Origin of the sequence: Thalassolituus marinus (assembly GCF_020320395.1) — a bacterium.
Taxonomy (GTDB): Bacteria; Pseudomonadota; Gammaproteobacteria; order Pseudomonadales; family Oceanobacteraceae; genus Venatoribacter; species Venatoribacter marinus.
This window is the reverse complement of the sequence record NZ_JAEDAH010000095.1, coordinates 1-14,286: the sequence shown is the minus strand read 5'-3', so window position 1 is coordinate 14,286 and position 14,286 is coordinate 1. Positions and strand designations below refer to the sequence as shown.

The following is a 14,286-nucleotide window of genomic DNA, read 5'->3' as shown; positions in this document are numbered from 1 at the left end:
GCCGCAGAAAGCGTAGATATTTCCGATCTGCCCGAAGGGACTCGGGCAAGCGGCCCCGGCCATGGATGGCCGATGGGGCGCGAGATCAGGAAATATCAAGGTTTCAAGGGTAAATGAGCCAGAACAGCGCGAAGCGGGCCGATTTTTGCTCCTGCAAAACCTGCATTTCCGCCATCCCTGGCGGTCAGGAGTTAAGCCCGTCCGGCGATAGGGGCGGTCCGACGTTTCGGAAGGCCCCTCTATGAGGACAAGGGGCTATGAATATTTCACAAAAGTTCAAATAAAAATTTGTGGGACAGCAGTGGGCTTATGCCGCTTTTTTTATCCTTGCGAAGCTTTCGGTAACATCGTTACTCAGGCAATACCCAGCAAGCGGATACGTTGAATGGCTATCACGCTGATTGCATCGGTTATACGTCCATCCATCACCATCTGAAAAACCTCTTCAAAAGGCAGACGTTGTAACTGCAACACTTCGGTTTCTTCTGGCTCGGCTTCACCCGGAATTAAGTCCCGGGCGAGAAATATTAAACCCGACTCATCGGTAATGCAGTTGCTGGTATGCACCTCACCCAACGCCGTTAATGTACCTGCAATCAGCCCGGTTTCTTCCTGTAACTCGCGGCGTGCACAGTCCTCTGCCGTCTCACCTTTTGGCGCGCCACCCATCGGAACTTCCCAGTGGTACTGATTCAATGGAAAACGATACTGCCCTACCAGCCAGGTAAATCCATCATCGTCCAGCGGCACTACAGCAACAGCACGATTGTGAAAGCTGACAGTACCGTAGATACCCGGATTGCCCGCAGGATTAATCACTTTGTGCTCAGTTACCTTAATCCAGGGATTATCGTAAACAACATCGGCAGATACGATTTCCCAGGGATTATCTGTAGTGCTCATGCTTTACCTCTGCGCGAAAAATAGAAATGGAAACACCACCATACAAGTACCGATAACAGACCGAATAAGTGGGCACGCGCTTCGACCCTGCCGCCGATAATATCCTGCAATGCAAGATCATTATAAAAAGGCGTCTGCTCCCAGATAACCTTTACAATAATAACGCCGACAAACAGCGCCTTGATAAGGCTCGGGTAATATGGCGTGCGCAACATCGACCACACCAGCAATCCATGCAGGACACCGGATAACCCGACATAGCGATATAAATCTCCGGCAAACAGCCACAGACAAAGACCGGTAAACAACGCACTGAATACAAAGAAACAGGCCATACCTGATTGCTGAAATGACTTACCCGCGATGTAATTTGCCAGCAGCAATCCAGCAGAATTTCCCAGCGCGTGATTCCAGGATAAATGCACGAAATGCGCTGTAAAAAGACGCCAGACCTCTCCCTGGTCAATCAGAGTTCGATCGAAGCGAAGGACATCAGTCACAGTATGGCCGCCAGCCATAATGGACATCATCAGGACTATTAACAGCACGCTGGCTGCATAGGGTTGTAACGACTTCGGCACAGTATTACCGGTCTAAGCATTGGACACCGGTTGATTATCCGGCCTAACGCTTTAAATCACCAGTCGACGACGCAGCACCAGGCAGGGAGCCAGTATGACCAGTAACCAGCCAATACTGCCACCACCAGATGAAGAGCCTGATTCGACTTCACTGATTTTCACTTCCTGCAGGGATTTACCTGCATCCGGTGAAGCACTGACATCTTCGGGAACAGCCAGTAAGCGTGCGCTTACGTCGAACGGAGCAGGCTCACTCTGACCATTGCTGACCAGGTAGGTTTTACCACTGGCATCCCCCTGCGCATCCACGACCAGCGGTGCATGCAGATCTGCGGCGGTTACCACGACATCAATCACCACATCAGCGGGTGCAGAGGTAACCGCAACCGCAGTCGGTAGCAGCAAACGGTTCCAGCCTTCACTCAGCGAGAAAGAAGCATCAGCGACTTTAACCACACCATCCACGCTGACGGAAAACGTGACAGTGCCAGCGCCCAGCGCAAACAGATCAAGACCATCCAACTGACGCAGGGACAAGCCATCCAGTTCCATACGAACCCGGGCCTGACCACCGTAGGTACCGTAAACAGCATTCGGTGGTAATTCGTCCAGGCCATAGTTGTTACCGGCGGGTACTGCCGCCAGATCCAGTTCCAGATCGGCCTGATAACCAGCACTGACTGTCAGCAATTCCAACTCATTCGTACTGTCAGATGGCATCTCCGCTGCAAACAGCAGTTCATTCCTGCCTGAGCTGTAAACATCAGAGGCCTCACCCAGATTACTGTTGCTGGCCAGGTCATCGCGACCATCAGCTTCCTCAACACTGAGCAAACGCAAGTCGCCACTGGCAGCACTGAGAGAGCCATAGCCCGCCTGATCGTTTATACGAGTAACCAGCACACCGCTGCCCGGTAAACCTGCGTCAAATCCGCTCTGATGACGATGCTCCAGCATCAGGCGCTCGCCATGACGATAGGGGTCGAGGAACACTTCAAGCGCATCACCAGACTGAGATACCGCCTGTAACGAGACCTGACTGACACCGGCAGACAGTGACTGCGGCTGAATGAAACCAGCCAGTTGTTTGCTCCATGCCAGCATATGCGCCGGGCGCTCTCCTGCATAACCAGATACCCGGTTCCAGCCGCCCAGCCCCATCAGTCCCCAGCGACCGATGCCCATGCCATTGCCTGCAGCCTGATACAGATCCGGAAGATCCAGCAGCAGATGGCCCAGTTCGTGGCAAAGAATACCGATGGTCGCCAGGTGAGTCTGATGCTGTTCGCCAAACAGTGCGTATTCGCCAACGTAGTAGCTGCCCGCCTGACCCTGATACAAAGTTGACTTGTGCGCCCAGACACGCGGATGTGCTGTTGCCGCGCCGGAATAGGCCTGCTCATAACCGGCCACCATCAGAATCAGACCCAGTTCATTCGGGTCCAGCCAGCGGTCACCGTTGCGATCGTATGCACTTAAGTCCACCAGATTGCTGACACGACTGAGAACGTCACGAGCCAGCGCCTGACTGGCACCGCTATAGCTGTTGCCAAAATCCGGGTGCGCATAAGGCAGAGTTACATGCACGATGCCATCACCGGCTGTGCCACTGTTCTCCGCAGCAGGCACCACGCGGTAGCTCTGATAGGAATTTTCCATAAAGTAGGATTGCACGCTATCACTGGCAGAAAAGAATCTGGCTGCCACTTCAGCATCAGAATATGTGCCTTGCTGATCGCTGAACGACACTCTCACCACCAGCAGGGGTTGTTCGAAACCTGCCGGATAATCGGAAGCAACATAACGGAAAGGCGTGCGCTCAGGTACTGAGCTGGTGCTCAACTGGCGCAGGGAAGACTGCACAACAGGCGTCAGGGTCTGGGGAATATCGCTGCTGTCACCCATTGTGACCAGAGGTGCTGCCGCATGCCAGTGGCCGTCTGCATCGACGCTGACATTGAACCAGCGTCCGTTGATTTCAGTAACCAACTCACCGTGGCGGGTCTCGGCCAGGGCGATACTGTCAGAGACATCGCGGATGGTCGCCGGGCGTACGTCGAGCTCAGAGCCATCTGCCAGAGTTACAGTGAACCAGCTCTGCGGCGGCAGGACGCTGGCCCAGGCCTGAGAGGCGGTAAATAACAGCAGAATGGCAATCCATTGTTTCATGGTCAGAGCTCACACAGGTGATACTCTAACCACAGACAACCATCGTTCAGTGAATGGTTGTTTTAACAAAGATCCACAAAGTAACGGTTTACTGACACTCTGTTTTCTGAAAAACCGTCAATTAATCAACTTTGTACGATACTGCCATTACCTTTTGTCAGTCAGCGATACACAAACCACGTACGGTTACACGCCATCACATCAGGCACTCTGGGGACTTTCGTGCTGCATCTGCTCTGCGTGCTGGCGCTGATTGTGCTGACGAAAAAACGCCATCGCACGTTGCTCCATCCAGTATGTGTGATCGCGCTTCCAGGTCATAAAGCCAACATGCCCTCCGCTGGCAGGCACTTCCAGAATCAGATCGTCGTGCTCACGAGCAATGGCTTCGGGAAAACACTCTGGTGACAGAAACGGATCATTGCGGGCATTAACCAGCAGTGCAGGAATTCGGATGCCATGCAGATAATGCAGACTACTGGAACGCTGCCAGTAATCTTCGGCATCATCAAAGCCATGCATCGGAGCGGTGTAACGGTCGTCAAACTGCTTGAAGGTTCGCAGCTCGTCGTAGCCATCGAGATTAATCTGCTGCGGGAAACGCTGTGCTTTGGCGGCAATTTTTTCCCGCAGGTCACGCAGGAAACGCCACATAAAAATACGGTTAGCCGGTTTCGCCAGCTGCCAGGCGCTGCTGCGCAGATCACAGGGCACTGAAAATGCAGCCACGCTGGCCACTTCAGGTGGCAACAGCTTCGCTTCACGCCCCGCATACACCAGACTCAGATTACCACCCATCGAGTAACCAACCAGATGAATCGTTTTATACCCCCGCGTCAGTGCATGTAGCACAATCCGATGCAGATCGTCAGTAGCGCCACTATGATACATACGCGGCAAGCGGTTCATCTCACCACTGCAGGAACGGAAATTCCACGCCAGAGCATCCCAGCCATTACGATTGGCCTCTCGTACTGTGCCCAGAACATAGGGCCGGCGCGAATGTCCTTCAAGCCCATGAGAGACAATCACCAGTGTGTCAGAGCCACAGGTGCTCCAGTCGATATCAAGAAAATCACCATCGTCCGTTTCAATACGCTCACGCACTAGATGGCTGTCATCAAGACGGCGGACAAAAGAAGGCAGGATACTCTGGACGTACCCGTTGCTCAGCAACCAGGGTGCGCGATAGGAGGATTCAACAACAGGCATATCAGGGTCCGCTGGCAAAAAACCAACAGTTTAGCGGCCTGACTTACCAGACTCTACTCCCTTTCAATAGCGGTTTTTCAGGTACTCAAGAATGGTGTCAGGGCTGTACAGCCAGCGACCACCTTTTTCATCCTCAATGCGCAGACACGGCACGCGCGGTACACCGCCGCCATTGACCAGCTCATTGCGATAAGCGTTAACACGGAGGACATCTTTTTCGACCACTTTCAGACCAAGACGCTGACACTGGCGGCGAACAGAGATAGAGGAAGGACAGTTACGAGTGAAATACAGATGCATGCGGCGGGATTCGCGATCAAGCAGCATCTGCTCATCCTGTGAACGCTCCAACGGGCGTACAGGAACAATGCGGTCAACCAGATCTAAAGCTTTACCTTTCAGCTGTCGCGTCAGACTCATAACGAATGCCGTACATCAACCTTTCAAGCGTTCGCATTGTATTCACCCGCCACCAGATTGCCATACTTTTCAGGTAAAAAAGCCGTTTTATTTTTACGACTTTGGCACTATGGCAATCAGAGATTGGTGTTGAGCAGGGTAACCGCCAGCATGGAGGCCAGAATGACAAAGGTCATAGCCCAGCGTGAGCGCTGGCAGAACTGACAGGGGCGTTTGCTTCTGGCAGGTGTTACGGCAGGCATGGGTAGCATCCTTTTAAGCTGATGCTACCCAGTATAGTTCAGTCAATCCATTTGTTACGGGCAAAGGACGGGATATCGCTCCAGCTTTCCCAGTGCATCCACACTGCCACCGCCTTACCGACAATGTTCTTCTCCGGCACAAAACCCCAGCCACGGCTGTCATGGCTGTTGCCGCGGTTATCACCCATCATGAAGTAACTGCCTTCCGGCACGGTCCACTCGCCTTCAGGACCGGCCCAGATGACGGTTTCATTGGTGCGCATGTCGCGTCCCAGTACCCACTGCACCGTAGCATCAGCAGAGTCCAGCGCCTCCTGCCCCATAAACTTCATCGGCCGATACGCCGGCTCACCACCGAGCTCTTTGGTTTCCACCGCCTCTCCGTTAATCGTCAGCCGACGATTACGGTATTCAATATGGTCACCCGGAAGACCAATCACGCGCTTAATGAAATAACGGTTATCATCGGGCGGAAAGAACACCATCACATCACCGCGTTCAGGTTCACTGATCGGTACCAGAGTGTTACCGAACACCGGCATCCGCAAGCCGTAGTGGAACTTGCTGACCAGAATGAAGTCACCCTTAATCAGGCCCGGCTCCATCGAGCCAGACGGAATCTGAAACGGCTCTGCAATAAACGATCGCAGTACAAACACAATCGCCAGCACCGGAAAAAATGACTTAGACTGCTCAACAATAAAAGGCTCAGTCTCAGCTTTATGGATATCGTCCGGCAGTGCGCGGGCGCTGATGAGTTTCTCTGCAGCTTCTTTCCGGCGCGGCGCCAGCAGAAATTTATCCAGCGCTACAACCACACCGGTACCGAGAGTCAGCACCATCAGTATTAGGGGAAAATCGATATCCATGACACTACACTTATATAACTTGTGAATATAAAGTCTGGCATTCTAACCGCCAGCTTCTGCTAAGGCGAGCCGATAACGCCTGAGACAGGGAAACAAAGGGTAAGTTGCATGCACCACATAACAACACCTGACGGAATCTCACTGGCCTATGAAACCTTTGGCACTGAGGATCATCCCGCCGTGCTGCTGATCATGGGTCTGGGCGCCCAGATGCGGGTATGGCCGGATGAGCTGTGCCATAGTCTGGCCGACAAGGGCTATTATGTACTGCGCTTCGATAACCGTGATTCCGGCCATTCGTCCAACTTCGAGCACCATGGTAATCCCAGCCTGGTATCGACCTGGGTAAAAACCCGCTTTGGCCGTAAACCCCAGGTGCCCTATACCCTGCGTGATATGTCACGCGATGTGATTGCACTGATGGACAACCTGCATATCGAAAGTGCTCATATTATCGGTGCCTCCATGGGGGGCATGATCGCTCAGATAATGGCCGCCAAGCATCGCAGACGAGTACGCAGCCTGACCTCCATCATGTCGTCGTCCACCAGCCCCGGCCTGCCCGATGCCCGACTTAAAGTGCTGCTGAAACTGGCCAGACGCCCAACCCCGTTTAACCGCGAAGCCTCCATCCGCTATACCATGCGCATGAACCGCCTGATTGGCAGCCCGGCTTATCCGATGGATGAGATGGAACTGCGTGCTCTGGCCGAAACCAGTTACGAGCGCAGCGCAGGCCCCGGAGGATTCAAACGTCAGCTGGTTGCTATCACCGCCGCCGGCGACCGCTCACACCTGCTGCGCAAAATTAAGGTGCCGACGCTGGTGATACATGGCAGCGATGATCCGCTTATTCCGGTGCGTATGGGGGAAGATACCGCGTCCGCCATTCGTAAAGCCAAGCTGCGGGTTATCCAGGGAATGGGGCACGATTTGCCACTGTCGCTGGTACCGACCCTGACCAAAATGCTGGGCAAGCACCTGAAAAAATCGGAAAAGCGCTGGCACAGGAAGCTGGAGAAGAAACGCAGCGCCAGCGATCAGCCGGACGCTGCCAATGATGCAGGCACACCAGTGCGTCTGCTTAATGCCCCTCAGCCACGTACCGGCATCTGATAGCCGGAGAACTGGCGGGCAATCTGGGCCGCGTAGTTGTCCGTCATGCCCGAGATAAAATCGATAGCGCGCATGTAGGCTTCATACAGAGTCCAGTTTGCGGCCGGCGCAGAGCGTCCCATCAGCTCCAGCACCCGCTGATTACGGAACGTCGCTTCACCATCGAGAATACGTTCACGCACCGCACTGAGAAAGGCTTCCAGTAAGGTTCCCAGGGTTGAATAGGAACCAATTTCTACCGACAGTTTGCGCGGGTCGCGAAAAATGCGTTCACGGGCCATTTGCTTGGCATTATTCACCACCTGATGAATCACCGGTGAGCAATAATCAATTAAATCGCCTTTCAGCGTACCGCCAAGCAGTTCCGCCTCATGGCGAACAAATGCATGACTGACGGCATTGACCATCACTTCCATTGCCAGTCCACGCAATATCTGTAAACGCCGACGCTGATTGTCTGCATGTTCCAGTTCGGGTTCGACCACCTGCCATTGTTCTTCCAGTAACGGCCGCAGCAAGTCTTCGACTTCCTGATAGCGCAGCAGATCCATTTCAATACCGTCTTCCAGATCAATCAGGCCGTAACAGATGTCATCAGCCGCTTCCAGCAGATACACCAGCGGATGACGCGACCAACGGTCCGGTTGCAGCTCTATGAGGCCAAGACGTTTGGCTACCGTACGCAGAATGGGCAATTCGCTCTGATAGCAGCCGAATTTCTTCGCTTCACCACGCTGCACGTAATCAACCGTCCACGGATATTTCAGGAAGGCACCAAGCGTACCGAAGGTTAAGCGCATACCACCCTGGAAACGATGAGCTTCCACCTGTGTCACCAGACGAAACCCCTGAGCATTGCCTTCAAAGGTTTGCAGGTCGGCTTTTTCCAGTTCGCTCAGCCCCAGCAGGAAATGGGCATTGGCGCTGTCACGAAACCAGTGACGAATTGCATCTTCACCGGTGTGGCCATAAGGAGGATTACCAATATCATGGGCCAGACAGGCGGCCTGCACCAATGCACCGACATCCCCGGCGTTCATGTGTGCCGGTAACTTGTGCGCCAGAGCGTGACCGACCCGGGTTCCCAACGAGCGCCCGACACTGCCCACTTCCAGACTGTGCGTCAGGCGCGTGTGCACATGATCATTTTCAGACAGAGGGTGCACCTGAGTCTTGCGATCGAGACGGCGGAATGCTGACGAAAAAATAATCCGATCGTAGTCTTTATGGAACGGTGTGCGACCGGGCTCAAGGTCGAGTGTTCCCTGAGTTTCGCCGAAACGTGCAGATGACAACAACTGCTGCCAGTTCATCGTGTGCGTCATGGTGATTGTCTCCTCAGACTGTGCTGACACCGTTGACCAGAGCCTCAGTATAACGATAGCTGTACGTGGCAACCATGGTTAACCATAACCGTGTATTTCGGCCTTTATCGACCGTGTCTGTCACCGCATCTGCTTTTACTATACAGGCATCAGCACAACAGACAGCGATTATGTATACAGCATTATTTCATTACACCATTAAGCATCCATGGCGGGTGATCGCCCTGGTTTTACTGCTGCTTGTTTTCTGTGGTGGTGGTGCTCTGCGACTGTCATTTACCACCGACTTCCGCAGTTATTTCAGTCCGCAGAATCCGCAACTGCAGGCGTTTGATCAGATGGAAGCGATCTACGCCAATCAGGATAATCTGTATATTTTTCTGCGTAATCCGCAGGGCAGCCTGATTAATCAGCGTGGCCTGACGCTGATAGCCGACCTGACCGAATCAGGCTGGACGATGCCGGGCGCGTTGCGCGTTGACTCCATTCAGAACTTCCAGTTTACCCGTGCAACCGACGACGATCTGATCACGGATAATCTGTATTACGCCGACCAGCTCAGCGACATGCAACCGCAGGATTTCAACCAATTACTGCGGGATGTGAACAACCTGCCGGAAATTCGTGGCCATTTGTTATCGGAGGACGGTAGTGCCAGCGGTGTGAATATCCGCATCGCCCCTGACGCAAGTTCAGATGCCGATACAATGCGCGCGATTGTTGCGGAAGCCCGGCAACGGGTTGCTGAACTGCGTCAGCAATATCCGGAATTTCAGATCCTGCTCGGAGGGTCGCTGCTGTCTAATATCACTCTGGGTGAAGCCATTGGTCAGGATCTGCGTTCGCTGCTGATTATTTCCTACGCGGTGATGATTGCACTGATGATTTTTCTGTTGCGCTCGGTCAGCGCCATGGCACTGGTGCTGGCGGTGATCAGTTTTTCCATCGTCAGCGCGATGGGCATCGCCGGCTGGTTGGGTATTCCGTTAACACCACCAACCGGATTTGTTCCGACTGCCATCATGACCATTGCAGTAGCGGATACCATTCATATTCTGGTGTCGTTTTTCTATTTTCTTCGTCAGGGGCAGGAACGTAACAGCGCCGTCATGAGCGCTATGCAACTGAATGCTTCGCCAGTATTTATTACCAGCATTACCACCATTGTTGGTGTGCTATGTCTGAACGCCTCAGATTCTCCACCCTACCGCGACATGGGTAACCTGATTGCAATCGGAGTATTTTTCGCCTGGCTGTTCACCCTGACCTTTATTCCGGCTGCACTGACCCTGATTCCGCTGCAAGCCGGACGTTTCGTCAGCAGCGAATCAAAGCTGAGCGGGAGAATGGCGGAATTTGTGATTAAGCATCAACGCGTTTTATTAATCGCGATGCTACTGATGGTTGCTGCCTGTGCCACACAAACCGGACAGATCCGTATTACCGAACGCTGGCATGAATTCTTTGACGAAAGTTTTGAAGTACGCCAGACAACAGACGCCATACAGGACCACCTGGGTGGCCTGCACCTGCTGTTTTTTATTGCTGATAGCGAGCAGGAAAATGGCATTAATGATCCGCACTATCTGCAACAGCTGGACGACTTTACTCAGTGGTTGCGCCAACAGCCGCAGGTGGCGCATGTCAGTGCCCACTCTGACACCATCAAACGACTGAACCAGAATCTGCACGCTGATGCTGCAGAACAGTACCGTATTCCGCCATCGCGTGAGCTGGCGGCGCAGTACCTGCTGCTGTATGAAATGTCGCTACCTATGGGGCTGGGGCTGGATGACAGCCTGAACAATGCCCGCTCGGCGACACGTATGCAGGTACGCCTGCACCGCACAGATTCCGAGAGTATTCTGGCGATGGAGCAAAGTGCTGTCCGCTGGGCGCAGCAACATGCGCCATTGCTGCATATTAAGCAGGCAACCGGCCTCGATATCATTTTCGCCAACCTGACCTTCCGTAATATTCACGCCATGCTGCAGGGCACTGGCTTTGCACTGCTAATGATCTCTCTGCTGCTGATTGCCGCCCTGCGTTCCTGGCGCATGGGGCTGATCAGCATGATTCCGAATATCATGCCGGCGTTGATGGCTTATGGTTTGTGGGTGCTGATGGATGGCGAAATAGACACCGCCACATCCGTAGTTGCCTGCCTGTGTCTGGGGATTGTAGTGGACGATACCGTACACTTTTTAAGTAAATATCGTTACGCGCGCCAGCAGCTGGCACTGAGCGCGGAAGATGCCATTCGCTACAGCTTCCATACCGTGGGGGTTGCCTTGTTCATTACCTCGCTGGTTCTGGTCAGCGGCTTCCTGATACTCGAGTTTTCACACTTCAACCCCAGTGCCAGTATGGGCACCCTGCTGGCACTCTCCATTGCCACCGCTCTGCTGATCGACTTTCTGCTGTTACCGCCCCTGCTGCTGTTCTTTGAGCGACACCTGCGTCAGGGCTTGCGCTGACCTCTGGCCACCGCTGCAGAGTGGCCTCAGTGAAAGGTGACCTCAGCGGAAAAGCTGAACAGACCATTTCCGCCACCCGGCAGAAATGGAACATTAGTACCATCACATTTTGCGCCAACCCCTGGTTAAAGAGTGATCAGGCGTCAGCAACAATTGGCTGTACCCGCCAGCCTTCCTATGCTCGGGATGCCGCATAAAGCGGCACATTCTCATCATAAAAAAATAACAACGAGGGATAGCCTCATGACGTCAGAAAACCATGTCCTGAGCAGGAAATGGCCTGTCATTACCCGTCAGCCAGCCGTTCTCGCGCTGGCTGCCGCACTGACCGGCTGTATTACGGAGCTACCGGGAGAATTTCCCCATCAGGAAGAAATCTGCAGCACCGACAGCAACCGTGAAGCCCAGCGTCTGGCATCTGCCAGTGAATTTCCACAGCCTGTCATTGACCAGCTGATGGTGAATGGCGAAGTACGCTGGACGGCAACCAGTGGCGGAACACCTTTACTGACGCCGGGGGATATTGTCACCCTCAGCGGCAGTGGCCTCGGTGCCGGTACCGATATCGACTTCAGCAAAATCATGATCGGAAATACCCGTATTCTGGAAACCGATCTGGTGATGTACAAACAGGAACTGGCCATTAATGATCAGGTGAATTTCGAAACCACCGAACTGGTCGATCAGTGGCCGAAAGACATTCTCAGCTGGAACAACAACGAAATCCGTTTCCGCGTTCCGCAACATGCCAGTGGTGGCGATCTGATCGTCCAGGTACAGAAACGTACCGGCGCTAACGAATCGCTGATTCACCCGGGGCAGCCGCACAATGTGATTGATGCACAAACCGCCCGAATTATCAGTGATGACTTCGACCATAACTGTGATGTTGTTTCGACCCTGTCCGACGCCAAAGCCACAGCGCCGATCAGCGTCAGCGTGAATAACCCGGATTTTGACGCGCTGGTGGAAAAGGGACGTCAGGCATTCTGGTCGTATGATTACAACATCGGCGTGGCGCACAGCGTTCGCAGCCTGAACTGGGATGCGATTTTCAGTTACAAGGCCGACGACCCGATTGCCGGTGGCAAAGCCGACCCGGCTAAGCTGTTTGGCGCGGTGAAAACGGTACGTGGGCAGGTACCGGATGAGGCCATCGACGACGTCTATTTCGACAGCTACCCGATGGCGACGCCAATCCCTGGTTTCCTCGCAACCGGCGAAGCGAAATTTGAGGGTAACACTCGCGATTCCGGCTGGGTTGGCTATCGCTACGCCGAAGCAGTCGAGCCCTACAAAGGTGCAGGTGAATGGATTGGCTTTAACTGTGCCTCGTGCCACGGTTATCAGGTCAGCTATGAAAAGGCTCCGGGCGAATCCGTAACCAAAGTGATCGGTGGTCTGCCCAATCCGCACTGGTCAATGAAATGGACGGTGCTGCAAACCCTGACGGATAAATTCGAAGGTATTTACACCAGCGAGGAAGGACCGTCCTGGGCCAGCGGCAAGAGCGATATTGCCAAGGATATGCTGCTTTACCATATGCCAGCCGGCGCCGGTGAGCACAACATGGTACGTGTCGTTGGTGAAGGCAGTCATACCGACAATGACTATCAGTTTTCGCCAATCGCCATTCCTAACGTGACCAATTACATGGCCATTCGCCGTTCGTTGTCACATACCGAATCCTATGTCGGTTTTGAAGGTTCCTATATTCATGCCGAAGAGCCGGATGGCGCTCAGGGTAATATGACCAAAGAGTGGCTCGAAGCACTGACAGCCTATATGACCGTACTGGATCAGGATGACGACGACCTGCGCAATGTTGGTCTTTATCGCTGGCTGCAATACAACGGCAAGCTCGCGGCACAGACCGACACCAACGGTATAAGCGAAGGTGAATTTGTCAGCGCAGGCTGGCAGTCATTTGAGGGGGTTGCTGCAGCAGTCGCACGTGGCAAAGCCACCTTCGAACGTGACTGCTCGTCCTGCCACAGTGATGGTCTGGGCGCCAATACCAACGAAAAAATGGTTCGTCTGGATGAAGTTGGCCGTTTCTTTACACCGACCATCTATCAGAAAGAAACCGAGTCTGTGCGCGCAACCTTCCTGCGCGATATGTACTGGACTCAGCACCGCGGCCTGCTGTCAGATGGCCACGTACGTAACCTCGAAGATCTGGTCAATCCCGATCGCTGTACACCGGGAAGCGCACTGTACAACAACTACTATACATTGCACGCACCGGTGCGGCCGGATGCCGGAGGCCCGGATCATGTTCTGGCATATCCGGATCTTAACCGTAAAGGTGATGTGTTCCGTGTTCCAAAATCGAAGTATCTGACCAAACTGGATAAGGGTTATAAACGTAACCTGTTCATTACCCGCCATAAATACTTCGTCGAAGTACCCTGGGATAAAGACCACTATTACTGGGACTACCAGAAAATGCGAGCTGAGTACGGCCCGTCTGAAATGGGAACAGCAGAGCCCATAGGTATGCCGGATGCCCCACATCCATGGTGCAGCGGCAGCCAGGCCGAAGTTGCTGATCTGGTGCAGTATGTGCTGACCCTTTAAGGGATAAACGGCAATAAAAAGCCCGCATCAGCGGGCTTTTTTATTTTCACACAAGCACTTATTCAGCAGCTGCCGTTTCAGCAACACCTGCTTCCGCCTCTGCACTTTCTGCTGGTGCTGCTTCCGCTTCTGCGGCAACAGCCGGTTCTTCATACTTCATCCAGGTCTGGCTACGGCCAATCCAGGAAACACCGATGTAACCGCGCACGTCGAGAGACTGTTCATCGTCAGCCACTTTCAGGTTGGACTTATAAACCTTGCCGGATTTAGGATCGAGAATACGTCCACTTTCCCACTCGCCTTCTGACGGGTTCTACCCCGTTTTCACGGACACATCTAAAAGAGGCATAATGTGCCTGTAAGGAGTGTTCATGACCAAGCGAAGAAAATTC

At 53.5% G+C, this 14,286-nt stretch carries 11 protein-coding genes and 1 pseudogene; 3 read left to right on the top strand and 9 right to left on the bottom strand.

The genetic code is table 11. The features are described 5' to 3' along the window. Positions 1-354: 354 nt before the first annotated feature. The 7 genes from I9W95_RS14890 to lepB all read right to left on the bottom strand — a co-directional run bounded on the left by I9W95_RS14890 (position 355) and on the right by lepB (position 6,396). A complete protein-coding gene (locus I9W95_RS14890; RefSeq protein WP_225676285.1) occupies positions 355-903 on the bottom strand; it encodes an NUDIX domain-containing protein in 549 nt (182 codons plus the stop codon). Continuing rightward, positions 900-1,484, bottom strand: coding sequence for a rhombosortase (gene rrtA / locus I9W95_RS14885; protein WP_225676283.1), 585 nt, complete (start codon positions 1,482-1,484; stop codon positions 900-902). The genes I9W95_RS14890 and rrtA overlap by 4 nt, the downstream gene beginning before the upstream one ends. A 51-nt stretch (positions 1,485-1,535) precedes the next feature. After that, on the bottom strand, positions 1,536-3,653 hold the full coding sequence (locus tag I9W95_RS14880) for a M6 family metalloprotease domain-containing protein (protein ID WP_225676281.1): 2,118 nt from the start codon (positions 3,651-3,653) through the stop codon (positions 1,536-1,538). A 201-nt stretch (positions 3,654-3,854) separates the two neighbouring features. Then, positions 3,855-4,865, bottom strand: a complete 1,011-nt coding sequence (locus tag I9W95_RS14875; protein ID WP_225676279.1) for a YheT family hydrolase — start codon at positions 4,863-4,865, stop codon at positions 3,855-3,857. Between the two features lie 63 nt (positions 4,866-4,928). Beyond that, positions 4,929-5,285, bottom strand: coding sequence for a glutaredoxin family protein (locus tag I9W95_RS14870; protein WP_225676277.1), 357 nt, complete (start codon positions 5,283-5,285; stop codon positions 4,929-4,931). 116 nt (positions 5,286-5,401) lie between these two features. Then, positions 5,402-5,527 carry a hypothetical protein gene (locus I9W95_RS18415; RefSeq protein WP_263866230.1) on the bottom strand — a complete coding sequence of 42 codons (126 nt, stop codon included), beginning with the start codon at positions 5,525-5,527 and terminating at the stop codon, positions 5,402-5,404. Positions 5,528-5,565: 38 nt separating this feature from the next. After that, a complete protein-coding gene (gene lepB / locus I9W95_RS14865) occupies positions 5,566-6,396 on the bottom strand; it encodes a signal peptidase I (protein ID WP_225676275.1) in 831 nt (276 codons plus the stop codon). A gap of 108 nt (positions 6,397-6,504) precedes the next feature. Here lepB and I9W95_RS14860 point away from each other — a divergent pair, with 108 nt between their 5' ends. After that, on the top strand, positions 6,505-7,512 hold the full coding sequence (locus tag I9W95_RS14860; protein WP_225676273.1) for an alpha/beta fold hydrolase: 1,008 nt from the start codon (positions 6,505-6,507) through the stop codon (positions 7,510-7,512). Here the strand turns inward: I9W95_RS14860 and I9W95_RS14855 are convergent. Continuing rightward, on the bottom strand, positions 7,491-8,837 hold the full coding sequence (locus I9W95_RS14855; RefSeq protein ID WP_225676270.1) for a deoxyguanosinetriphosphate triphosphohydrolase: 1,347 nt from the start codon (positions 8,835-8,837) through the stop codon (positions 7,491-7,493). The two genes, I9W95_RS14860 and I9W95_RS14855, sit on opposite strands and share 22 nt — an antisense overlap. A 170-nt stretch (positions 8,838-9,007) precedes the next feature. On the opposite strand from I9W95_RS14855, the gene I9W95_RS14850 reads away from it, so the two are divergent. After that, positions 9,008-11,314, top strand: a complete 2,307-nt coding sequence (locus tag I9W95_RS14850; protein ID WP_225676269.1) for an efflux RND transporter permease subunit — start codon at positions 9,008-9,010, stop codon at positions 11,312-11,314. Positions 11,315-11,557: 243 nt separating this feature from the next. After that, positions 11,558-13,894: a hypothetical protein gene (locus I9W95_RS14845; protein WP_225676267.1), complete on the top strand. Its 2,337-nt coding sequence runs from the start codon at positions 11,558-11,560 to the stop codon at positions 13,892-13,894. 58 nt (positions 13,895-13,952) lie between these two features. Here I9W95_RS14845 and I9W95_RS14840 read toward each other — a convergent pair. Further along, positions 13,953-14,189, bottom strand: a pseudogene (locus I9W95_RS14840) (DUF2147 domain-containing protein); the annotation flags it as partial. Positions 14,190-14,286: the final 97 nt, after the last annotated feature.